Origin of the sequence: Noviherbaspirillum sp. UKPF54 (assembly GCF_007874125.1) — a bacterium.
Lineage (GTDB): Bacteria > Pseudomonadota > Gammaproteobacteria > Burkholderiales > Burkholderiaceae_D > Noviherbaspirillum.
In genome coordinates this window covers 4,330,367-4,351,937 of sequence record NZ_CP040128.1, presented here as the reverse complement: position 1 = coordinate 4,351,937, position 21,571 = coordinate 4,330,367, and the positions used below count along the sequence as shown (strand labels likewise).

24 protein-coding genes are annotated in these 21,571 nt (G+C 61.7%); 10 read left to right on the top strand and 14 right to left on the bottom strand.

The window, feature by feature from the left end; all coding sequences use genetic code 11:
- Nucleotides 1-238 precede the first annotated feature (238 nt).
- Nucleotides 239-1,906, top strand: a complete 1,668-nt coding sequence (gene ettA, locus FAY22_RS20105; RefSeq protein ID WP_146332491.1) for an energy-dependent translational throttle protein EttA — start codon at nucleotides 239-241, stop codon at nucleotides 1,904-1,906.
- On the opposite strand, the gene FAY22_RS20100 is transcribed toward ettA, so the two are convergent.
- On the bottom strand, nucleotides 1,885-2,169 hold the full coding sequence (locus FAY22_RS20100) for a hypothetical protein (RefSeq protein WP_146332490.1): 285 nt from the start codon (nucleotides 2,167-2,169) through the stop codon (nucleotides 1,885-1,887). The genes ettA and FAY22_RS20100 overlap by 22 nt on opposite strands.
- Here FAY22_RS20100 and FAY22_RS20095 point away from each other — a divergent pair.
- Nucleotides 2,159-2,836, top strand: coding sequence for a hypothetical protein (locus FAY22_RS20095; protein WP_246860586.1), 678 nt, complete (start codon nucleotides 2,159-2,161; stop codon nucleotides 2,834-2,836). The two genes, FAY22_RS20100 and FAY22_RS20095, sit on opposite strands and share 11 nt — an antisense overlap.
- A 149-nt stretch (nucleotides 2,837-2,985) precedes the next feature.
- Here FAY22_RS20095 and FAY22_RS20090 read toward each other — a convergent pair whose 3' ends face one another.
- The 3 genes from FAY22_RS20090 to FAY22_RS20080 all read right to left on the bottom strand — a co-directional run bounded on the left by FAY22_RS20090 (nucleotide 2,986) and on the right by FAY22_RS20080 (nucleotide 5,075).
- Entirely contained in the window at nucleotides 2,986-3,210 is a 225-nt protein-coding gene (locus tag FAY22_RS20090; RefSeq protein ID WP_146332488.1) for a hypothetical protein, read from the bottom strand.
- Between the two features lie 81 nt (nucleotides 3,211-3,291).
- Nucleotides 3,292-4,620, bottom strand: coding sequence for an OmpP1/FadL family transporter (locus FAY22_RS20085; protein WP_146332485.1), 1,329 nt, complete (start codon nucleotides 4,618-4,620; stop codon nucleotides 3,292-3,294).
- A gap of 224 nt (nucleotides 4,621-4,844) precedes the next feature.
- On the bottom strand, nucleotides 4,845-5,075 hold the full coding sequence (locus FAY22_RS20080; protein ID WP_146332483.1) for a hypothetical protein: 231 nt from the start codon (nucleotides 5,073-5,075) through the stop codon (nucleotides 4,845-4,847).
- A 116-nt stretch (nucleotides 5,076-5,191) separates the two neighbouring features.
- On the opposite strand from FAY22_RS20080, the gene FAY22_RS20075 reads away from it, so the two are divergent.
- Both FAY22_RS20075 and FAY22_RS20070 read left to right on the top strand, forming a co-directional pair.
- Nucleotides 5,192-6,040, top strand: coding sequence for a helix-turn-helix domain-containing protein (locus FAY22_RS20075; RefSeq protein ID WP_146332480.1), 849 nt, complete (start codon nucleotides 5,192-5,194; stop codon nucleotides 6,038-6,040).
- A 97-nt stretch (nucleotides 6,041-6,137) separates the two neighbouring features.
- Nucleotides 6,138-6,689 (top strand): YbhB/YbcL family Raf kinase inhibitor-like protein, encoded by a 552-nt coding sequence (locus tag FAY22_RS20070; RefSeq protein WP_146332478.1) that lies wholly within the window; start codon nucleotides 6,138-6,140, stop codon nucleotides 6,687-6,689.
- 7 nt (nucleotides 6,690-6,696) lie between these two features.
- Here FAY22_RS20070 and FAY22_RS20065 read toward each other — a convergent pair whose 3' ends face one another.
- A complete protein-coding gene (locus tag FAY22_RS20065; protein WP_146332476.1) occupies nucleotides 6,697-7,659 on the bottom strand; it encodes a hypothetical protein in 963 nt (320 codons plus the stop codon).
- Nucleotides 7,660-7,868: 209 nt separating this feature from the next.
- On the opposite strand from FAY22_RS20065, the gene FAY22_RS20060 reads away from it, so the two are divergent.
- Entirely contained in the window at nucleotides 7,869-8,288 is a 420-nt protein-coding gene (locus tag FAY22_RS20060) for a hypothetical protein (RefSeq protein WP_146332474.1), read from the top strand.
- A gap of 9 nt (nucleotides 8,289-8,297) precedes the next feature.
- Here FAY22_RS20060 and FAY22_RS20055 read toward each other — a convergent pair whose 3' ends face one another.
- A complete protein-coding gene (locus FAY22_RS20055) occupies nucleotides 8,298-8,513 on the bottom strand; it encodes a hypothetical protein (protein WP_146332472.1) in 216 nt (71 codons plus the stop codon).
- Nucleotides 8,514-8,670: 157 nt separating this feature from the next.
- Between FAY22_RS20055 and FAY22_RS20050 the strand changes: the two genes are divergently transcribed.
- From FAY22_RS20050 to lpxO, 4 genes are all read left to right on the top strand, one after another.
- On the top strand, nucleotides 8,671-8,907 hold the full coding sequence (locus FAY22_RS20050) for a hypothetical protein (protein WP_146332470.1): 237 nt from the start codon (nucleotides 8,671-8,673) through the stop codon (nucleotides 8,905-8,907).
- A 184-nt stretch (nucleotides 8,908-9,091) separates the two neighbouring features.
- Nucleotides 9,092-11,164, top strand: coding sequence for an elongation factor G (gene fusA / locus FAY22_RS20045; RefSeq protein WP_146332468.1), 2,073 nt, complete (start codon nucleotides 9,092-9,094; stop codon nucleotides 11,162-11,164).
- 113 nt (nucleotides 11,165-11,277) lie between these two features.
- The gene (locus FAY22_RS20040) at nucleotides 11,278-11,571 is read left to right on the top strand and encodes a hypothetical protein (RefSeq protein WP_146332466.1); all 294 of its coding nucleotides are present in this window, start codon (nucleotides 11,278-11,280) and stop codon (nucleotides 11,569-11,571) included.
- A 154-nt stretch (nucleotides 11,572-11,725) separates the two neighbouring features.
- Nucleotides 11,726-12,625: a lipid A hydroxylase LpxO gene (gene lpxO / locus FAY22_RS20035; protein WP_146332464.1), complete on the top strand. Its 900-nt coding sequence runs from the start codon at nucleotides 11,726-11,728 to the stop codon at nucleotides 12,623-12,625.
- A 91-nt stretch (nucleotides 12,626-12,716) separates the two neighbouring features.
- Here the strand turns inward: lpxO and FAY22_RS20030 are convergent, their stop codons facing one another.
- From FAY22_RS20030 to FAY22_RS20005, 6 genes are all read right to left on the bottom strand, one after another.
- A complete protein-coding gene (locus tag FAY22_RS20030; protein WP_146332462.1) occupies nucleotides 12,717-13,886 on the bottom strand; it encodes a zinc-dependent alcohol dehydrogenase in 1,170 nt (389 codons plus the stop codon).
- A complete protein-coding gene (locus FAY22_RS20025; protein WP_246860585.1) occupies nucleotides 13,883-14,920 on the bottom strand; it encodes an SRPBCC family protein in 1,038 nt (345 codons plus the stop codon). Before FAY22_RS20025 ends, FAY22_RS20030 begins: the two co-directional genes overlap by 4 nt.
- A gap of 160 nt (nucleotides 14,921-15,080) precedes the next feature.
- A complete protein-coding gene (gene speG / locus FAY22_RS20020) occupies nucleotides 15,081-15,623 on the bottom strand; it encodes a spermidine N1-acetyltransferase (RefSeq protein ID WP_146332460.1) in 543 nt (180 codons plus the stop codon).
- 157 nt (nucleotides 15,624-15,780) lie between these two features.
- Complete coding sequence (locus tag FAY22_RS20015; RefSeq protein ID WP_146332458.1) at nucleotides 15,781-16,347, bottom strand: hypothetical protein; 567 nt, start codon at nucleotides 16,345-16,347, stop codon at nucleotides 15,781-15,783.
- A 221-nt stretch (nucleotides 16,348-16,568) separates the two neighbouring features.
- On the bottom strand, nucleotides 16,569-16,871 hold the full coding sequence (locus tag FAY22_RS20010; protein ID WP_146332456.1) for an antibiotic biosynthesis monooxygenase: 303 nt from the start codon (nucleotides 16,869-16,871) through the stop codon (nucleotides 16,569-16,571).
- 133 nt (nucleotides 16,872-17,004) lie between these two features.
- Nucleotides 17,005-18,243, bottom strand: coding sequence for a hypothetical protein (locus FAY22_RS20005; RefSeq protein ID WP_146332454.1), 1,239 nt, complete (start codon nucleotides 18,241-18,243; stop codon nucleotides 17,005-17,007).
- Between FAY22_RS20005 and FAY22_RS20000 the strand changes: the two genes are divergently transcribed.
- Nucleotides 18,242-18,532, top strand: coding sequence for a hypothetical protein (locus FAY22_RS20000; protein ID WP_146332452.1), 291 nt, complete (start codon nucleotides 18,242-18,244; stop codon nucleotides 18,530-18,532). The genes FAY22_RS20005 and FAY22_RS20000 overlap by 2 nt on opposite strands.
- 341 nt (nucleotides 18,533-18,873) lie before the next feature.
- On the opposite strand, the gene FAY22_RS19995 is transcribed toward FAY22_RS20000, so the two are convergent.
- Together FAY22_RS19995 and FAY22_RS19990 are read right to left on the bottom strand one after the other, a co-directional pair.
- Complete coding sequence (locus FAY22_RS19995; RefSeq protein WP_146332449.1) at nucleotides 18,874-19,998, bottom strand: DNA topoisomerase IB; 1,125 nt, start codon at nucleotides 19,996-19,998, stop codon at nucleotides 18,874-18,876.
- Between the two features lie 140 nt (nucleotides 19,999-20,138).
- On the bottom strand, nucleotides 20,139-21,269 hold the full coding sequence (locus tag FAY22_RS19990) for a sensor histidine kinase (protein WP_146332447.1): 1,131 nt from the start codon (nucleotides 21,267-21,269) through the stop codon (nucleotides 20,139-20,141).
- Nucleotides 21,270-21,571 lie beyond the last annotated feature (302 nt).

The window sequence follows — 21,571 nt, the reverse complement described above, 5'->3', positions numbered from 1 at the left end:
TTATTAAAAGTCACTCTGCGATAAAACTGCCGCCCACTGTAGTGATGCGCCGCATCAAAATCGTTGATCCATATCAATAAATAACCATACTCATAACATGGTTTTATTTTGCATCAATAGAGATTTTGCAAAGTTATGGTAAGCGCCGCCCTATGCCGTGCCGATGGCACCGCTGGCCAGTCCGATGGGGTATCCTTGCACTCTTCCGTTCCCCCCTATTCATCATTCGGTATTTCTAATGGCTCAATACGTCTACACCATGAACCGCGTGGGCAAAATCGTTCCGCCCAAGCGCCAGATTCTCAAGGACATTTCGCTGTCGTTCTTCCCGGGCGCAAAGATCGGCGTGCTCGGCCTGAACGGCTCGGGCAAGTCGACGCTGCTCAAGATCATGGCTGGCATCGACAAGGAGATCGAGGGCGAAGCGGTGCCGATGCCGGGCCTGAACATCGGCTACCTGCCGCAGGAGCCGCAGCTCGATCCCGAGATGACGGTGCGCCAGGCGGTGGAGTCCGGCCTGGGTGAAGTGGCCGAAGCGCAAAGCAAGCTGGACGCCGTGTACGCCGCCTACGCCGACCCGGATGCCGACTTCGACGCGCTGGCCGCCGAGCAGGCGCGCCTGGAAGCGATCATCGCCACTTCCGGCGGCGGCAACCTCGACCAGCAGCTCGAAATCGCGGCCGACGCGCTGCGCCTGCCGCCGTGGGATGCCAAGATCGGCGTGCTGTCGGGCGGCGAGAAGCGCCGCGTCGCGCTGTGCAAGCTGCTGCTGTCCAAGCCCGACATGCTGCTGCTGGACGAGCCGACCAACCACCTGGATGCGGAATCGGTCGAATGGCTGGAGCAGTTCCTGCAGCGCTTCCCCGGCACCGTGGTCGGCATCACGCACGACCGCTACTTCCTCGACAATGCCGCAGAATGGATCCTGGAACTGGACCGCGGCCACGGCATCCCGTGGAAGGGCAACTACAGCTCCTGGCTGGAACAGAAGGAAGCGCGCTTAAAGCAGGAAGAAGCGCAGGAATCGGCGCGCCAGAAGACGATCCAGAAAGAGCTGGAATGGGTGCGCCAGAACCCGAAGGGGCGGCAAGCCAAGAGCAAGGCGCGCCTGGCCCGCTTCAACGAACTGTCCGAGCACGAATACCAGAAGCGCAACGAGACGCAGGAAATCTTCATCCCGGTCGCCGAGCGCCTGGGCAATGAAGTGATCGAATTCAAGAACGTGAGTAAAGCGTTCGGCGACCGCCTCTTGATCGACAACCTCAGCTTCAAGATCCCGGCCGGCGCCATCGTCGGCATCATCGGCCCGAACGGCGCCGGCAAGTCGACGCTGTTCAAGATGATCGCCGGCAAAGAGCAGCCGGATTCCGGCGAAGTGGTGGTCGGCCCGACCGTCAAGCTGTCGCTGGTCGATCAATCCCGTGAAGACCTGGGCAACAAGAAGACGGTGTGGGAAGACGTATCCAACGGCGCCGACATCCTGACCGTGGGCCGCTTCGAGATGCCGTCGCGCGCCTACCTCGGCCGCTTCAACTTCAAGGGCGGCGACCAGCAGAAAATCGTCGGCAACCTGTCCGGCGGCGAGCGTGGCCGCCTGCATCTGGCCAAGACCCTGCTCATGGGCGGCAACGTGCTGCTGCTGGACGAACCGTCGAACGACCTCGACGTGGAAACCCTGCGCGCGCTGGAAGATGCGTTGCTGGAGTTCGCAGGCAGCGTGATGGTGATCTCGCACGACCGCTGGTTCCTCGACCGCATCGCCACTCACATCCTCGCCTTCGAAGGCGATTCGCAAGTCGTGTTCTTCGACGGGAATTACCAGGAATACGAAGCGGACAAGAAGAAGCGCCTGGGCGAGGAAGCCGCCAAGCCGAAGCGCATCCGCTACAAGCCGATCACGCGATAAGTCAAGAAGCGCCGCGGCGCTTTTTTGCCGATCGACGGCCCGCAGAAGCGAGAAGCTTTTGCGGGCTTTTTTGTGCGTGCCGGCAACAGACTCGATTCCCTGCCGCGCCCGATTGCAGTTCTGATATCGCAGGCGCAATCGTGCAACATCGCCGTCAGATTTAATTGACGTACGGCAATTTGGTCGCATAGGATCGTTTTGGCTGTGGCACACCACACGCCTGTTCCATCGTCCTTTTCCAAATTGCCATCAATGAAAAACATCGCCCTCGCGCTCGGCCTTGCAGGCCTTGCCAGCCTTTTTGCAGCAAGCACAGCATCCGCCGAAGTCGGTGTAACCGCCGACCTCGGCAGCACCGGCATCGGCGCGCACATCAGCGTGCCCGTGCAACCGAAACTCAATGCCCGCTTCGGCATCAACGCGCTGAACTATAACTACAGCACCAACGCCAACAACGTCGATTACGATTTCAAGCTCAAGCTGCAGACTTTCGACGCGCTGTTGGATTGGTTCCCTGGCGACACCCAGTTCCGCATCTCCGGTGGCGTGGTCTACAACGGCAACAAGATCGATGCGGTCGGCATGCCGAACGCAATCGGTAGCTATACCATCAACGGCAATACCTATACGGCTGCCAATGCCGGCGTCATCAATGGCAAGATCGACTTCCGCAAGGTCGCGCCCTATCTCGGCATCGGCTGGGGCAATGCCCTGGCAAAAGACAAGGGCTGGGGTTTCTCCGCCGACCTGGGCGTGCTGTTCCAGGGCTCGCCCAATACGACGCTGACCAATACCGGCTGTACCGCTCCCGCTGCGCAGTGCGATCAGCTCGCAACCGACGTCGCCGCGGAACAGAGCAAGCTGGCCGACAAGGCGAGTTCGTTCAATGCCTATCCTGTGGTGCGCGTGGGCGTCAGCTATAAGTTCTGAGCGTCTTGTAATGCACGTCGAACGCCGCACTCCACACCGGATGCGGCGTTTTTTTATTGCGCCTCTATGTGAAATTTGAGGCAGACAAACGTCCGCCCCCCGGGACATTCATCAAAGCGAGCCGTCTCGCGCCCGCCTGCAAGACCGCGTCACTCCATGTCGCCGAGCAGGTGGTGCGCCAGGTTCTTCCCTTCTTCCAGCGCGCCATCCACCGTGTCCGAAACATTGAAGGCTCTGTGCAGGATCTGTTGCCGTTCGACGGAAGAACTTCCTTCGTGGAATAGCTGGACAATGCCTTGGAATTTTCCGCTCGCCAGTTCCTCGAAATCCACCTCCGCCTTCCAATTGCCCTTGTGGTAAGTCGCGGCAGCCATGCTCGCCTCCTGCAACAACAATACGGGAATCCACCATCCGGATCAGTATGGTCCAGGCGGTGGACAGCATCAAGGCGAACTTCAGAATGCGCGGCTGTACTGCACACTGAGGATGTTGACGTCATTGTTGTAATCGCCGACCAGCGTGCCGCCGACGGGCGGTTCGGACTTGTTGATCGACGAGTCGCTCACGAACAGGTGGGCATAGCCAAAGTCCCAGGTATCTTGGCGCGACGGCTTGTACTGCGCGCCCAACGCCAGCCAGCGGCGGTTGTTGTCGGGGATGCGCGGCGTGCGGAATTGCCCCTCGACCGGCGACTGATCGTAGGCCAGGCCCGCGCGCAGCTTCCACATGTCGTTATAGCGGTAATTCACCGCCGCCGCGACCCGGTAGGTATTGCGCCATTCTTCCGGCGTCACGCTGTCGGGCGCGCCACTGTCGAAGCGGATGCGCAATTCCTTGAAGCGGCTCCAGTGCATCCAGGTCACATCGGCCATCACCGACCATTTCGCGTCGAGGTCGGCGTAGCCGCTCACGGAGAGCGAATCGGGCAAGTCGAGGTCGGCCCGGGCGCCGGTATTGGCAAACGTGGGGGATGCCGCAATCGGCGCCGGCAAGCCGGCAGGTTTGGTGAAATTGGCGCTGCCGGACAATTCGTGGGTGACCTTGGAGCGATAGGCGATGCCGAATCGCATGCGCGCATCGGGCGAGAACAGCGCACCGAGATTGAAGCCATAGCCCCAGTCGTTGCCCTTGACCGTCGCGCTGCCGTCCTTGGCCTGGGGCAGGAAACCGATGGCGCTGCAGGTGGGCAGGCCGGCGCTGCCGACGCAGATGCTGCCAAAGTCGATCGCGCGCGACAGTTCGACGTTGATGTACTGCGCGCTCACGCCGCCGCCGATGGAAACGGTGTCGCTGAGCCGGTAGGCGAGCGCGGGATTGATGTCGACCGTAATGAGATCAGACTTCAATGCCTGGTAACGCCCGACCCAGCCCGCGTCATATTCGGTAGTCAGGCCGAACGGAACTTGCACGCCGAGCCCGAAACGCAGATCAGGCGAGATATCCATCGCGTAATACAAGGCCGGCACCACGGCCCAGCTTCCGGCATCACCGCCATTGCCGCCGGAAAGCGGACCGGCCGCGGAAAACGAACCACGATTCTCGAAGGTGGCCGATGGCCGGATTCCGGAGCCGGAAACCATGAACTGGCGCCCGGAGAGCCGCGTCAGGCCGGCCGGGTTGAAATAGATTGTGCTTAAGTCTTCAGCGGCGGCGGCACCACCGGCGTGCGCATTGCCGACGCTGGCGGCCCCCATTTCACTCAGGGCGAAGCCGCCGGCGCTGGCCGGGGCGGGAAGCATCAGTGCGACGGTGGAGGCGGCCAAAGCGAAGCGAACGAATTTCATGCGGTTCTCCTTTTTTCCCGGCACTCCCGCAAGGTACACATCGCGCGAGCGGAAGCGGCAGGATTGTTATCCTGAATGCATTCATGGCGTTGCGCAGTCAACCGCTCACCAGTGTTCGGTATTTCACCCGCACGAGGTCTGACGCAAATCAAGCATGCATATACATGCCGGGTGTCACTCCTGCCCGCTTGCCGCGTGGCGGCATCGCTGTCCCGTCGTTCGCGCTATTGCACCGCCCCCTGGTCGCGCAGCCATTCGACCAGTTTTTGCAGGTTCGATTGATTAATCGAGATCGAGGTCGACACCAGTCCTCCCGACACATCTTCCTTGATCTGGATATGTGCCGTCGAGTCGCTGCCGGGATGCAAGGTCACCAGCAGTTGCTCGGTCCCGGTGGCGGTGGTGTTCTGGAAAACGGCTTGTCCCGATTCGGATCCGCGGAATGTCGATTGCATGCCCATCCTCCTGATATCCATGACGGCCGCCCGACGCGGACGGCTCCTATCACTTTAGACCTTGTGGAATAATACGGGCACCTTTCTCGCCTCCATGGGGACGCGCAGTGCAGCAGATGAGCAATCGGATGGCGGCCGCCCCGCTTCCGGAGTGGCTACAGACAGGCATCTCTCGTGCGGGAAGCCAGGTCATGGTCGTGGCACGCCAGGCGTACCGGTTAAGCGCGGTACGCGTCGACCTGCCCCTGCTGCTCCTGCCGCTGGCGGGCACCAAGCGGCTGGAACTCGGCGCCCAGAAGGACGAGGTGGTGCCCGGGCAATTCGTGATGATTCACCATGCGACTTCCTTGCAGGTGGAAAACCTGCCTCCGAGCATCGACGGAGAAAGTTATCGGGCGTGGGCGATCGCCTTGCCATGGCGCGTGGTGGAGCTGGCGCGCAGCCTGCTCCATGCCCATGCCGCCCCCGCGGAACGGCGCGCCGCCGTTTCCTTTTCGACCGGTCCCGTGACGCCCCTGCTGCCCTTGCTGCAACACTTGCTGGCCGTGCTGAGTGCGCCGGCGACGCCGGACGCGGTGCTGCTGGAGCACGCCTTGCTCGGCGTCGCGCTGGCGCTGGCGCGCAATGGCCACGGCCATTTCCTGCATGCCGACGATCCATCATTGAGTGCGCGCATCCGCCTGCTGATTGGCGCCGCTCCCGAACGCGACTGGAGTTCGGCCGACTTCGAAGCGCGCCTGCATGTGAGCGGCGCGACGCTGCGCCGGCGCCTGGCCGAAGAAAACACTTCGCTGCGCCTGTTGCTGCGCGAAGCAAGGCTGCACCACGGCCTGGCCTTGCTGCAGACCACGCGCAAGCCGGTCAAGTCGGTGGCGCAAGCCTGCGGTTACCGGTCGGTGCCCAGTTTCACGCGCAACTTCGTTGCGCATTTCGGCATCGAACCGGCCGCCGTCGCCAACCCCTGAGCACGCTGAGCGATTGGCGCACCGAGTTGAGCGCCCGGCAGCGACATGCTGCGCGATGATGGGCCTTACTGTTCATCACATCGAAAGGAGCGATGCCATGCGAAACCTGCGTTCTGTTCTCATCCTCAGCCTGTGCCTAGGGGCCGGCACGGCTTCTGCCGAACAGGCATTCCAGCTCAAGAGCGCGGATATCCAGAACAACCGGCAGCTGCATGCCAGCCAGGTCTATCAAGGCTTCGGCTGCAGCGGTGACAACCAGTCGCCGCAGCTGGAGTGGTCGGGGGCGCCGGCCGCCACCAAGAGCTTTGCCGTCACCATGTACGACCCGGACGCGCCCACCGGCAGCGGCTGGTGGCACTGGGTGGCGTACGACATTCCGGCGTCGGTCCACATGCTCGCCGGCGGCGCCGGCCATCCCGGCAAGCTGCCCGATGGCGCCAGGCACGGCCGCAACGATTTCGGCAGCATGGATTTCGGCGGTGCCTGCCCGCCCGCCGGCGACAAGCCGCACCGCTATGTCGTGACGGTGTATGCGCTCAAGACCGACAAGCTCGGCGTCCCGGCCGATGCCTCGCCGGCCATGATCGGCTTCATGCTGAACTCGAACCGGCTGGCGACAGCGTCGCTTACCGGAATGTATGGGCGATAGGGGCCGCTCAGGACTTGGTACCGACGAACACCACGCGGTCGTCGGTACCGGTCATTTTCCCGACGATGTAAAGACGCTTGGCCGCGCTATCCAGGTACACGTTGCCGCCAAACGATTTCCCTGACAGCGGATGGGTGCCGCTCTTGAAGTCCAGCGTCGCGCCATAGGCGGTGCCGCCCTGCACCTGCAGTTGCGCGGTGATGGCGCATCCACAAGTCAAGTGCCCGGTCACCTGGCCGTCTGCGCCAATGTCCAGCACGATGTTATCTTCGCGCAGGCTCTTGTTGGCGATGCTGCCCGTGTAGACGCCGGCCAATTGGCTCAACGGCGGCAGCGTTTCATACGCGTTGTTGTAGCTGCTGGTAAAACTTGCCGCCCTGTTGTCTGCGGTATAGGTCACATTGCCGTTGAAAACACTTTTCTCGGTATAGCTTGCCGACAGGTTGACGGCATTCGTTATCTGTCCGCCGATGCCGATCAGGGTCAGGTCAAGGCCGTTCGTCGAGGCGAAGCTGCCATTGTTCAGCGTGCCGGTGCCGAGTATGACGCCAATCGGCTTGCCGGTGGACGGGTCCGAATAAACGATGAAGTAGGATCCGTCATCCTGCAGCAGGATGGTGAGCGGCCGATCGGCACTGTTGGTGCCGCCGAATACGCTGGCGATGACCGTGGTTGGAAACGCGACTACCGGGTTGGCCTGCGTGCCGCTATTGCTAGTGTTACCCGTGTTGCCGGTACTGCCGGAATTGGATTGCGAGGGCGCGATTGTGCTGCCGCCGGTATCGGTCAGCGTGGTGTCTGTCGTATTGGTCGAGACGCTGCCTCCACCGCCGCATCCTGCCAGCAGCAGGCTTGCGGCAAACATGACCGATAAGATATTCCGTACCGAACGAAGCATGTCTTCCCCCTGTGCGCCCACGCCATTTTCTTCAAAGAAGAAATTGCGTTCAGCAATGTTTATAAGATTCATTACTGCCTCATTGAATCATTCATCGCCGCATTGCTTTTTGACTTTGCTTAAGCGCTTATTTCGACTGGAAATGTCTTGCTTTTCGGAAGGGAAATTGCGTAGCCCAGTGCTGCGCGGTCCGCCTGTGCCATCCTGAATCGTTTTACAATCGGATGAAGATGCAGCGGCCTTTCCGACTGGCTGCATGCGACAAGACAAGCGGAGGCATGATGCGGCTGACCCTGCTTTACCCGCCTGGCCGCCTGTACGGCCACTATCGCGGCGCCGAGGAGGCACTGGATTTCGCCAAGAAGATGCACGAGCAGCAGATGGCGCTGAAGTCCTTCCATCCGCAGTATTACGATCCCGACGTGCATGCCACGGTGCTGGCCTTTAACCTGCGGATCGTCGCCCGAAAAATCGATGCCCTGGCGGCAGCGTTTCGCGCCTGTATGCGCCCCGGTCAGGCTGGCGGGCTGACGGAGCGAACGATCGAATTGCAGCGCGCGCTGCAGCAGTACAATGCGGCGGTCGCCTGCCGGGATGCGTGGGACAACCCGGTGGAGGCGTCGATCAACGTGCTCGACATGGCGTTCGATTGCTTCGCGTCGATGGAAAGCGATATCCGCCTGTTCGAGCGCAGAAATTGATGCCGCACACTACTCGTCCATGCCGTTGAGCGCCTCGATGTCGGCGATCGCCATGCGCAGCATCAGGTCGGCGGTGGCTTCGTTGGGCGACATGCCGGTGGCCATGGCATCCGGAAAAGCCTTTTTCATCTGGCCGTCGCGCTGAATAAAGTATTCCCCTTGATCGTACTCAATCGTGTAAGTCAGGCGCTTTCCGGTGCGACGCGTATATTCATAAATAGGCATGTTTTCCCCATCTTCGCTGGTAGTACCGCGCCGGTGAAACTGCATCCCATGCGTAGTCTCACTAGCTTGCCGGCACATTTACATTACTATGGCGCGCCCGACATCAATGCGCGTTTCGTCAAACCGGCGATGCGCAAGCGCGACCAAGGAGGCGGCAATGGGAATGGAAACCATCGGCGAATATGAAATTGAGTACGCCGGCGTTCATCTCGTCGAGCAAGAAGGCTGGGCCGCCTACGTGACGGTCTACGGACCATCGACCAACCCGATGCACAGGAACAGTATTTTTCCGACACAACGTGTATCGCTGGAGAGCGTCTTTGCCAGCGAAGCCGAAGCGGAGGCGGAAGCGCGCCGGGTGGCGCATGCGATGGTCGAGCAGGCGAACCGCTAGCCGGGAAACGGCTTGTTTCAGCTCAAGCAAAAGCCATCGCCCACGCCTGCAAGCGCGGTCCGCCGGCGCAATTGAAATACAATGGCTCGACACTGTTGTGCACTTGTGCTCCGTCGGCCGGCGGCTGGCAAGGTATGCGGCGCCGGCGTAATCGGGGTCTGACCACGCGGGAGGAGATCAACCGATGCTTTACAGTACAGAAGCCATCCGCACCATTGCGCTGCTGGGGCACACCGCCAGCGGCAAGACCAGCCTGACCGAGGCGCTGCTGCACGGCAGCGGCATGATCTCCGCGCCGGGCAGCCTGGAGCGCGGCGGTACCGTCGCCGATTCCGATCCGCTCGAACGCAAATACCGGCATTCGCTGTATTCCGCGCTGATCCATCTCGACTATCACGACACCCGCATCCATCTGATCGACACGCCCGGCTATCCCGATTTCATCGGTCAGGCCGTCAGCGCGTTGTCGGCGGTGGAGACGGCCGCCATCGTGATCAATGCGCAAAACGGCATCGAGATGATCGCCGGCCGCATGATGGCATTGGCGCAGCAGCGCAAGCTGTGTCGCATGATCATCATCAACCAGATCGACGCGGACAATATCGACCTGCCGGGACTCTTGGCCAGTATCCAGGAAACCTTCGGCAAGGAATGCCTGCCGATCAACCTGCCGGCGGCGGGCGGCACCAGGGTGGTCGACTGCTTTTTCAATCCGTCCGGAGACCGGGACGCCGGGCGAACCGATTTTTCATCCGTGGAGCAGGCCCACCGCACACTGGTCGACCAGGTGGTGGAAGTCGATGCCGACCTGATGGCGCTCTACCTGGAACAGGGAGAGATCGAGCCGGAGCAGTTGCACGCGCCGTTCGAGCAGGCGCTGCGCGAAGGCCACCTGGTGCCGATCTGCTTCGTGTCGGCGCAGAACGGCGCCGGCATCCAGGAACTGCTCGACGTATTCGTGAAGCTGTTGCCCAACCCGACCGAGGGCAATCCGCCGCTGTTCTACCGCGAAGACCTGAGCGCATCGAGCACGGAAGACCGGCAGCGCGAAATCCGGTCGGTGCCGGACCCGTCGCAGCATGTGCTGGCGCATGTATTCAAGCTGATGGTCGATCCCTACGTGGGCAAGCTCGGCATCTTCCGCATTCACCAGGGCACGGTCCGGCGCGACAGCATGCTCTACATCGGCGACGCCAGGAAGCCGTTCAAGGTCGCGCATCTCTATCTGTTGCAGGGCAAGGAACAGATCGAGGTGCCGCAGGGCGTGCCGGGCGATATCTGCGCCGTCGCCAAGGTGGAAGACATCGCCTTCGACGCTGTGCTGCACGATGCCGCCGAAGACGAGCACATCCACCTGAAGCCATTGCCGTTCCCGACACCGATCTATGCGCTGGCGATCGAGCCGAAAAAGCGCGGCGATGAACAGCGCCTGTGGGAAATCCTGCAAAAGATGACCGCCGAAGACCCGTGCCTGAAGGTCGAGCACCAGATCCATACCAACGAAACCGTGATGCTGGGACTGGGCGAGTTGCATCTGCGTTGCGCGCTGGAGCGCATGATGGAGTTCTACAAGATCGACATCGCGACTCGGCCGCCGAAGATCGCGTATCGCGAGACGATCGCCGGGCACGCCGAGGGGCATCACCGGCACAAGAAGCAAAGCGGCGGCGCCGGCCAGTTCGGCGAAGTGTTCCTGCGGGTGGAATCCCTGCCGCGCGGCGCCGGCTTCGAGTTCGTCGACGAGGTCAAGGGCGGCGCCATTCCCGGCCAGTTCATTCCGGCCGTGGAAAAAGGGATAAGGCAAGCGCTGGAAGCCGGCCCGCTGGCGGGTTTCCCGATGCAGGATGTGCGCGTGGTCGTGTACGACGGCAAGAGCCATCCGGTCGATTCGAAGGAGGTCGCGTTCGCCACCGCAGGGCGCAAGGCCTTCATCGACGCGGTGCTGAAGGCGCGGCCCGCCATCCTGGAGCCGATCGTCAATATCGAAATCGTCGTGCCGGAACAGACCATGGGCGATATCACCGGCGACCTGTCGTCCAAGCGCGGGCAGGTGCTCGGCATGCAGACGGTGCAAGGCAATACCGTCGTGATCTCCGGACAGGCGCCGCTGGCCGAACTGAACGACTACCAGTCGCGCCTGAACTCGGTCACCGGCGGGCGCGGCAGCTACACCATCGAGTTCAGCCACTACGATCCGGTACCGCCGCCGACGCAGCAGCGCATGGTGAGCCAGCACAAGGTGGAACCGGAAGAGTAGTACCGGTTTTGGCGCGCCGTGCGGTGCATTCGGCATGGCGCAGGGAGATGCAACTTCTCAATCTTTCCATACTCCAATGTTTTCGACTAGAAACGAAACATTGTCACGGAGTCATGGAACAACTATTGAGCGTAATGTACGGCGCATCGGGCATCGTCGCCTCTGCCTTGTACTTGCCGCAAATTCTCAAATATCACCGTGACCTCGACGCGCGCCGCTCGATCTCGCTGACCTCGTGGAGCGGCTGGATTGCCATTGCCATGATCGCCATTCTTTACGCGATCGTCGTCGTCAAGAATTACCTGATTGCGGCGGTAGCCGGGCTGAACGTGGCCGCCCAGACGGTGGTGCTGTTTTATGGGGTGAATGCACGGCTGGCCGCCCCCCGGCAGCCTCTTCGGCGCTAACCGGCAAACCAGCTTACTCGATTTCATTTTCACAACATGTCATCCGGAAAACCACTCGGGCTTGCGTCCGCTTAAATCAGTGTTCGGCAAACTGCGGTATTGATCGCTATTTCGGCTGCGGCGGCGCAGCCATTCTCGCGAGGTCGGTATCGTCATGAAGTGGGCTGTCGTGTCTCTGTATCTGCTGTCGATCTTTCATGTGCATTTCCGCGGCAAGGTGCGGCTGCCGCCATTGCGCCAATTGTTCGATCACTCCTCCTTTGTCGCGCCGATCAACATGTTCATGCACCTGTTCTCGAAGGTGCCGTCCACGCCCTTTCTGCCCGTCGCCGATTTCCGCGAGCTGCGCACGCTGCAAGAGAACTGGGAAACGATCCGCGACGAGGCGCTGAACCTGCTGGCGCTGCAAAAGATCAAGGCCGCCGACAAGAATGACGACGCCGGCTTCAATTCCTTTTTCAAGAATGGCTGGAAGCGCTTTTACCTGAAATGGTACGACGCCAGCCATCCCTCGGCCGAGCGCCTGTGCCCGAAGACGGTGGCGCTGCTGCGCGGCATTCCGAGCGTGAAGGCGGCGATGTTTGCCGAGCTGCCGCCCGGCGGCAAGCTGAACATGCACCGCGACCCGTATGCCGGCTCGCTGCGCTACCACCTGGGCCTGGTCACACCCAACAGCGAGCGCTGCTTCATCGAAGTCGATGGCCTGCGCTACAGCTGGCGCGACGGCGAAGGCGTGATGTTCGACGAGACCTATATCCACTGGGCGCAGAACGCCAGCCAGCGCAACCGCATCATCCTGTTCTGCGATGTCGAACGACCGATGCGCTACCGCTGGGCGCAGGCCGTCAACCGCTGGCTCGGCCGCACCCTGGTGACGGCAGCCAGCTCGCCGAACGAAGCCGGCGACCAGACCGGCGGCATCAACCGGATTTTCCGCTTCGTGTGGGTCATGGGCCAGTACCGGCGACGCTTCAAGGCGTGGAACAGGAAGGCCTATTACGCGACCAAGACGCTGCTGATCGTGGGCGCGGCGCTGCTGATTGTCTTTGGCTGACGGCCTGGATTATCGGGTCGCATTGATTCCATATCCGCTACGGGATCGTCGCTCCCTCCTGCACGGGAGAGACGGATGATGCCTGCCCCGGTCACGGCTTCAACACCACCTTGACACAGTCATTCTGCTTGTTGCAGAAGATGTCATAGCCGTAGGCCGCATCCTGCAGCGGCAGGCGGTGCGTGATGACGAACGACGGATCGATCGCGCCTTCCTCGATGCGCTCCAGGAGCGGCTTCATGTAGCGCTGCACATGCGTCTGCCCGGTCTTGATGGTCAGCGACCGGTTCATCACCGAGCCGAACGGGATCTTGTCGAGGAAACCGCCATACACGCCGGGCACCGACACCACGCCGCCGTTGCGGCAAGCCATCAGCACTTCGCGCAAGGCCAGCGGGCGGTCGGTTTCCATCTTCATCACCTGCTTGACGCGATCGTACACGCCGATCATGCCCATGCCGTGCGCTTCCATGCCGACGGCGTCGATGCACGCATCCGGGCCGCGCCCGCCGGTCATCTGCTTCAATGCGTCGAGCACGTTGGCCTCTTCGTAGTCGATGGTTTCCGCCTTCGACACTTCGCGCGCCATGCGCAGCCGCTCCGGCAGGCGGTCGATGGCGATGACGCGTTCGGCGCCGAGCAGGTAAGCGCTCTGGATCGCGAATTGCCCGACCGGACCGCAACCCCATACCGCCACTACCGAGCCCGGCTTGATCTCGCAGGCTTCAGCGGCCTGAAAACCGGTCGGCAAAATATCGGACAAAAACAGCACCTGCTCGTCGGACAAGCCGGCGGGGATCTTGAGCGGGCCGACGTCCGCGTACGGCACGCGCACGTACTCGGCCTGGCCGCCGGCATAGCCGCCGGTCAGGTGCGAATAGCCGAAGATGCCGGCCGGCGAATGGCCCCACATCTTTTCCGCCATCCAGGCATTCGGGTTCGAGTTTTCGCACACCGAATACAGCTGCTCCTCGCAGAAGAAGCAGTGGCCGCATGCGATCGGGAACGGCACCACAACGCGATCGCCGATCGAGAGGTTCTTCACCTCGGCGCCGAGCTCGACGATCTCGCCCATGAATTCATGGCCGAGGATGTCGCCCTTTTCCATGGTCGGCACGAAGCCGTTGTACAGGTGCAGGTCGGAGCCGCAGATCGCCGTGGAGGTCACCTTCACGATCGCGTCGCGCGGATTGATGATGTGGGGGTCGGGCACGTCCTGCACACGTATGTCGTGCTTGCCCATCCAGCAGGTCGCTTTCATCCCGGCTCTCCTTTCCTGAACAACAGGCGGTTGACGACGCCACGCGAACCGGACGGCTGGCCCACCGTGGTCGGCACCTCGCCGGTTTCGATCAGCCACTTGAAGCGGCGCAGGTCTTCGTCGATATGCTGCTCGGGCGCTTCGCCGAACAGCCGCGCGACCCAGGCGCCGGCCGCGCCGCCCGGCGGGCGGTACTGCAGCAAGACGCGCACGATCGTGCCGCGCCCCCCCGGCGCCCGCTCGAAGCGCACGCTGCCGGTATGGTCGACGTCAGCGCCTTGCAGTGAATGCCAGGCGATGTACTGGCCCGGCTCGTCGGCGATCAGCTCGGCGTCCCATTCGACGTGGGTGCCGGCCGGCCCCTTGGCTTTCCAGTGGATGCGGTTTTCGCCGGTGATCTGCACCGTATCGAGATGCTTCATGAAGCTGGGGAAATTCTCGAAGTCGTGCCAGAAGCGGTAGCACTCTTCGGCCGAGCGGTTGATGGTGATGCTCTTTTCGACGTGCAGCATGCTGGACTGCGCCCCGTGTTCGGCCGCCTGCTGCTGCCGGTATTTCATGCCGGCGAGGACATCGAGCGCCGCCACGCCGGCCACGGCCGCAGCCGTCAGCGCCAGGCGCCGGCGCTGCGACGTCGCCGAGCGCGCCGCCGTGCCGAGCAGTGCCAAGTCCATCGCGTCGCCGGCCACGCGTGCCCACAGCCACGTCTGTCTGCGGCGCTGGCTGAGGATGCCGATGCCGCTGGCCAGTTCGCGCACGCCGAAGGCGCGCAGCATGCCGCTGCTTTGCGGCGCGCCGATGGCGCGCGCCACCGTGCGCGGCGCCAGCAGTTGCGCCACCCCGACCCCGATGCTAAGCCAGCCTAGCGCCTGCGCCACCTGGCGTGCGCGCAAGGCGCCATCGGCATGTTGCTGCTCGTAATAAGCATGGGAGCTGAACTGCCGGTTTTCGTATGGGGGGTATTCGTCGGCCTGTGTCGCCGGGAGAAGCGCGCCGGCCGGCGCGCCCGTGTCTGCTGCTTGACCCTGCATCATTCTTGCCTCCGTTGACTGAGTACGACTCACGGATGAGAAAGCGAATGGAAACGGCGCGGCCGCCGCGCCTGTTCTGCTTTCGGCAGGTCATGTCAGGCACACCTCAAGGCACGCGCAAGCGGTCAAGTTAGTCAGAATTCGGATTGCGGTAGTTCCCGCCCTACTCTTTGGCGCTGCGTGCCGCGAGATAATTTTTTTGGAACATGCACATGCGGATGGCGTCGCGATACACGCCGTTGACGAAGAATTCGCCGGTCAGCATCCCCTCCGGCTGGAAGCCGCATTTTTCATAGATGTGGATCGCCTTGATGTTTTCCCGGTCCACCAGCAGGTAGAGCTTGTACAGGTTGAGCACGCAGAACGCGTATTCGATCGCCATCTGGGTAGCGCGCTCCGCATAGCGCTTGCCCTGCCATGATGGCGCAATAATGATCTGGAACTCCGCGCGGCGGTGGATGTAGTTGATCTCGACCAGCTCGACCAGGCCGACCAGGTCGCCCGCATCGTTTTCGATGATGAAGCGCCGTTCGCTCTGGTCGTGGATATGGCGGTCGTACAGTTGCACCAGCTCGACGTAGGCCTCGTAAGGCTCCTCGAACCAGTAGCGCATGATATTGCTGTTGTTGTTGATCTGGTGCACGAAGTGCAGGTCGTTGCGCTCCAGCGGGCGCAGCTTGATATGGGGTTGGGAAAGCGTTGTCATAGGTCAGGAGAGCAAAACAAGCGGCGGCAATACCGTTCGTTCCTGCCGCAGTGTTGATCGTCGGCCTAGATTACGCCGGCTTTCCAGCATTGACAATGAGCAATGGAATGGCTGCGGCACTGCGGCGCCGGATCGGCCGCAGTGCGAAAAATGCTTGCTAAAGATCGCTTTTCTTCGGCACGCCGGTAGTCACCTGTTCGAACTGCTCCCATGGCAATTCTTCCACTTCCGGCTTCGGAATATGGCGGTAATGCTCCAGGCCCTCATTGATGTATTCGTCGGAAAATTCGTCCGCCTTCTTTTCGCCGGCCGGCGTTGCCTGCGCGGGAGCGGCTTGCGTGCCGGCCTGGGCGGCCGTCACCGCGTCGGCCACCTGCTTGACCGGGAAGCGCCAGTAAATCTTGTCCAGTTCCAACCCGCAGCTTTTGCGCACATGCTCGCGCAGGGTCATTTCGATGATATGCGACAGGCGGAAGCGCTTCATCGGCTCCGATTCCACCACGGCAGTAAATCCGGCGTCGCCCGGCAGCCGGACGCAGGCAACCGCCACTCCCACGCCGCTGCGCCGGAAATAGTCGAGGATCGATTCCCGGATGGCGGTAAGGTTTTCCTGGTCGCGGCGTCCGCGCAGCCTAGCCGACAATGCATAGGCGACAATGCCGATCACGGTGAGCGCAAGCAGTATCAACAGCGTCAGGGTGGCTGAGTCAGCTCTGATAGACATTCCTATTTGACCTCGGGAAGTAACTTTTATTCGCTAGATGCGATGCATTTCAGACTCATATTGCATCGCCCCAAGATCATATCATTCCGTTTGGAGGAATAAATCGAATTCATGCCAACATGGCAACAAGGTGCATGACATCCGAAACGTTTTTACCTCCTCCCGGGCATTGGCGTCCTTGCAAGACGGGGCGACCGGGTATGTGCGTCGCTCTGTGTCGCTTAGTCCGACTTGGCAAGCAGGGTGAAATGTTCGACGGTTGGCGGGGCGGCAAAATAGGGGCCGACGATGGCGCGCCACTCTTGGAAGGCTGGAGACTGGCGGAAATCGACCGTGTGGTTTTCCAGGGTTTCCCAGAAAATCGTCAGGACATAGCGCTCGGGCGATTCGATCCCTTTATTGATCTTGTAGCCGCAAAAACCCTTTGCCTTGGAAATGACTTGCTGCACGCCTTGCTGGATGGCGGCATCGAATTCGGCTTGTTTGCCGGGTTGGATACGAATATCGGCGAGCTCGAGAATCATGGGGAACTCCATTTGGCTGGGACGGAAAATATTGCATTATTGCATCTTCCTCGCCTCTTGCCTTGACCAAATGCAGGATTGGCGCTGCAGCCGCGCCCTGATGAAGGCGCAACCGCAACGGCAACGATCCCGACTACTGCTTGCGGACGATAAAGCCGCCGAGGACGGCTTCGCCAGCCGCGTTCTTCAATGCGAAAGCGCCGCCGGCTTCGGCCGGGCCCTGAGCAGTGGAGCCCGTTGAGACGACTGGTCCGAAGTAGCGGCCGGTAACGGTACCCGTCAATTTGCCATTGTCCACGCTCCCCGACATGGCATTGCGCGCGTTGCCGCTCCCGGTACCGAATGTCGTGGTGGCCGTAAATCCGGCAGGAATGGTGCCACTGTCGGGCTGGATCGTGATGCTAGCCTGGTGTTTGGCGAAATCGACAGTCACCGTTGCCGTGCCTTCGAATCCCGTGGGCTCGGCATCCTTGCTGGAAGCGTAGCGGCCGTACACCCTGCCGCTATAGGTGGCGCTGCCGATGGCCGGGATCACGGCCGGATTGGTCAGCGCGCCGAAGGCGACGACGCCGCGCCGGTTGGTGCTGTGTTCGAGGGTTCCCGCCTGCCCCGTCCATTCCGCGATCTGCACCGTATCCTGAGTAAACCAGGCCCCCAGATTCGCATACTGATAGCTCAAGCCGGTGTAAGTACGAAATCCCTTACTTCCCGGGAATGGCACGCCGAAGCCGCTACCCCCGTCCAGCCAGCTGCCATTGGTGGCGTCGCCGGCATGGATATCACCGTCCTCATGAAAGCGTAGCGCATTGATGGCGTCGGGCCGGCTGCCTCCACCGCGCCAATCGCCTGGCGCGACTTGCGGGCCGTCGGTTTCCTTCGATCCGCACCATGCCGATGACCCGGTCGGGCAGCGATCCGGCGTGCTGCGCGGAAAATAGCGGTTGTACGCATAGTTCGCCTGGGTGCCGTTGCGCCCGGCCGTGGCGAAATCGTAGTAGCTCAGGTTCGAACTCGGCGGCAATGGATTATCGAATTTGAGCTTGCCGGACGTCGAGGTCACCACCCCTTGCGTGGGATCGAAACCTTCGATGATCCGCGGACGATCCTTCACGCCGTCCCAACTGATGCCGATGCGGTCGAGCAGCACCGCCACGCGCGAGACCGATCCGTCGCTGGAACGGCCGAGCCTCACCTCGGTCGTGCCACCCGAAGCCAGTTCGAACCCGGTGGCCGTGGTCGGATCCCGGTCGGCCTTCTGATCGCTGGTCGAACGTCCGTATGCCTGCACGCCGAAATCGGTCAATGCGACTTCACCGGCGGCGACGACCTGCGCACCGCTGCATTGATATGTCGCCCCGTCGTCGCATGTCATGACGGTCGCCTGGGTGGACGACGCACCGCCTGTATTGGTGCCCCCGGACGGCGTGCCGGAGGAAGGATCAGCATTCGATCCCGAAGAAGTGCCGTTCGTGTTTCCGCTCTGCTGGCTACCGCCCGCAGTGTCCGTGGATGTGCCGGAGGTCGTCGACTTGCCATCGCTGCCGCCGCCGCACGCCGAGAGCATGCCCGCCATGAGCAGCGCGGCGGCGAGCGGTTTGATGTTGAGATGTGACGGCCTCATGCGTTCACCTCCGGCGCATCGCATGCGCGTGCGCCAGTGATGCGCGGCAGGCAAGTTGTTCTCGTTTGCTGATTCATCACGATCCATTCTCTCCATGGCAATAGCATCGCTGCACGCAGGCGGCGCGACACGAGGGATGATGTGGATTCCACCAGTCATTAGTTGCGATGGCTGGGGCGGCAAGTACGCATCACGGAGCGCCGCGACAACACCGCGTCACTCCAATTGATTCTTCATGTTCCAACCGATTCGCACAGGCAGGCTTGATCGTTGTTAAGCGCGGGATGCGTTGCCCCGCAACGTGTTGTATTGATGCGCCATCGGCCTGTAGGAAATGATTTGCGGATACGTGCGTTCCGCGCCCGGTGGAAACAATGAACGTCAGTGATGCTGCGGTATGGCACTTCTGCGCGGGTTAGCCTGTTGCTGCAGTCTCTCTTGCAGCAAGGCCAGAACCGCCGCTTCTTCCGCGCGCAATGCATGCAACTCGTTTTGTAGTTTTTCCTGCGCTCGCTGCCGCAATGCCTGCAGCATGGTGCCGTCGAGATAGGATTCGATCACGGCGGGATGCACATAGCACTTGCGGCAAATGCTGGGCGTGTTGCCAAGCTTTTCGGCGACGGCTTCGATTGCGCGGACGATATTTTTCTTGGCCTGCGCCTGTGAATCGAATTTTTCATATTCCTGCAGCGCGAGCGCGGCCAGCACCGTGCCCGACCAGGTGCGGAAATCCTTGGCCGTATAGTCTTCGCCGGTGAGCGTGCGCAGGTAATCGTTGACATCGGCCGAATCGACTGTACGCTGCATGCCCTCGTCGTCGATGTACTGGAACAATTCCTGCCCCGGCAAATCGCGCATGCGGCGCACGATGCGCGCCAGGCGCGGGTCATCGACCGCAATCGTGTGACGCACACCACTCTTGCCGCGGAATTGGAAGGCAACTTCGCCACCGTCGATACGCACATGGCGGTCACGCAGAGTGGTCAGGCCAAACGACTTGTTCTGCCGCGCATATTCTTCGTTCCCAATGCGCATCATGGTCGCTTCCAGCAGATAGACGATGGTGGCCAATACTTTTTCGCGCGGCAACCCCGGCAAACGCAAGTCCTGGTCAACGTGCGCGCGGACGGTGGGCAGGATCCGGCCGAAGTTGAGCATGCGCTCGTATTTCGCTTCATCGCGCACGCTGCGCCAACGCGGGTGATAACGATACTGCTTGCGGCGCCGCGCATCGCGCCCGGTTGCCTGGATATGGCCATTGTCCCAAGGAGAAATCCAGACCTCGGTCCAGGCCGGGGGAATGGCAAGCGACCTGATGCGTGTCAGCGTTTCCTCATCGCGAATCAAGCGGCCCTCGGTATCGCGATAGCGAAACCCGTTTCCGGCAGGTTCGCGCGTAATACCGGGCCGCGCGTCGTTCACATAGCGCAATCCAGCCTGGCGGGCAGCCGCCGGTGCGGCGCGCGCGGCATGTGCGGGAGTTTCGGTGATGGCGTGTTGTTTCATCGCAGCCTGTGCGACGGTGAGCCGCACCTGAGTTCACGGGGAAGTCCCGGTCGGCCACGATATATGCATAAGCCGCGCCAGGCAGGCATGTTGCCTTCCGGTCAAACGGCAGCAAGGAAAAATGTAAGACGCGCTGCCTGCTACGCGTTGACGACCGCCGGCTGCAGCATTTCCAACGGCACCTTCAGGTGCAGCACCGTGCCCTGCCCCGGTGTGCTTTCGATGGTCAGCTCGCCGCCCAGCATGCTGGCACGCTCCTGGATGCCGATCAGCCCGAAGCGGCGCGCCTTGCGCCGGTCGCCGGGGTACATGCCGACGCCGTTGTCCTCGATGTCCATCCTGAGCAGGCCATCTTCGATGCGCACGCCGATGCGCACGATGGAGGCGCGCGAATGACGGCCGATATTGGTGAGCGACTCCTGCAGGATGCGGAAGACGGCAGTGGCGTGCTCATCGTCCAGCTGCAGGCCCTCGTCGTCGACGGACAATTCGCAAGGTATGCCGTTGCGCTGCTCGAACTGTTTGACCTGCCACTCGATCGCTGCCTGCACGCCAAGGTCGAGCACCGACGGCCGCAGATTGTTCATGATGGTACGGATCGACTTCATCGTGGCGTCGATGTATTCCAACGCCAATTCGGCGCGTTTCTTGAGCCGCGGATGCCGTTCGCCGGCGCGCGCGTGCAGCATTGATACTTCCAAGCGCAAGGCGAGCAGGGTCTGCCCGAGTTCGTCGTGGATTTCGCGCGCAATGCGCTTGCGCTCGTCTTCGCGGATTCTTTCCTGGTATGCGGCCAGTTCGCGCAGCGTTTCCTGCGACTGGCACAGCGCTTCTTCCACGTGGCTGCGTTCGGCAATTTCATGCTCCAACTGGGTGACGAGATTGCGCAATTGCGCCGACGTCGGCAGTCGCAGGATTCTCGGGATCAGCCACCACAGCAGCACGGCAGTGGCGGCGGACGAGACCACGGTAGCGACCCGGGCGACGGCGCCCAGCCACAGGCCCGAATACCAGGGGCTCAACGCCGAGGTCAGGTAGGAACTGCCGCAGGCGAAAAGGAAGCTGGAAAACAGCACGAACATCCACTTGTAGCGCAGCCGTTCCCGCTTGCAAGCGATGTAGATCAGAGCGGCGGCAATGCCGTAATAGGCAACCGCAATGGCCGCGTCGGAGACAAGATAAATCCACGGCAGCGAGGACAACCACAAGCTGCCGTCACCCTGGGCGGCAAGGCCGCCGCCTGCAAACCAGTTGGACAACATGCCCGACATTCACTCTCCTTGACTGATGTCCGCCGCCCGGCGCGAACCGGCCGCGGCAGGCAACGCCGGGGTGTGGAAGTGTGACCGGCGCCTGCTGCTGAGGTTTTCCAAAAATGCATCCGAGCGGCATCAAATAAGGCTGGCGAGCCAGATGCGAGTATCCGGATAGTGTAGCAGGAGCGACAATGCTTTCACGTCATTCATATCAATTATGCAAGTGCCCCAACAATCGTGCTGCAAAAAAAAGCGGCGCAATTGCTTGCGCCGCTCCTTGGTATTCCGGAGCGCATATGCGTTCCGGAATGAATGCT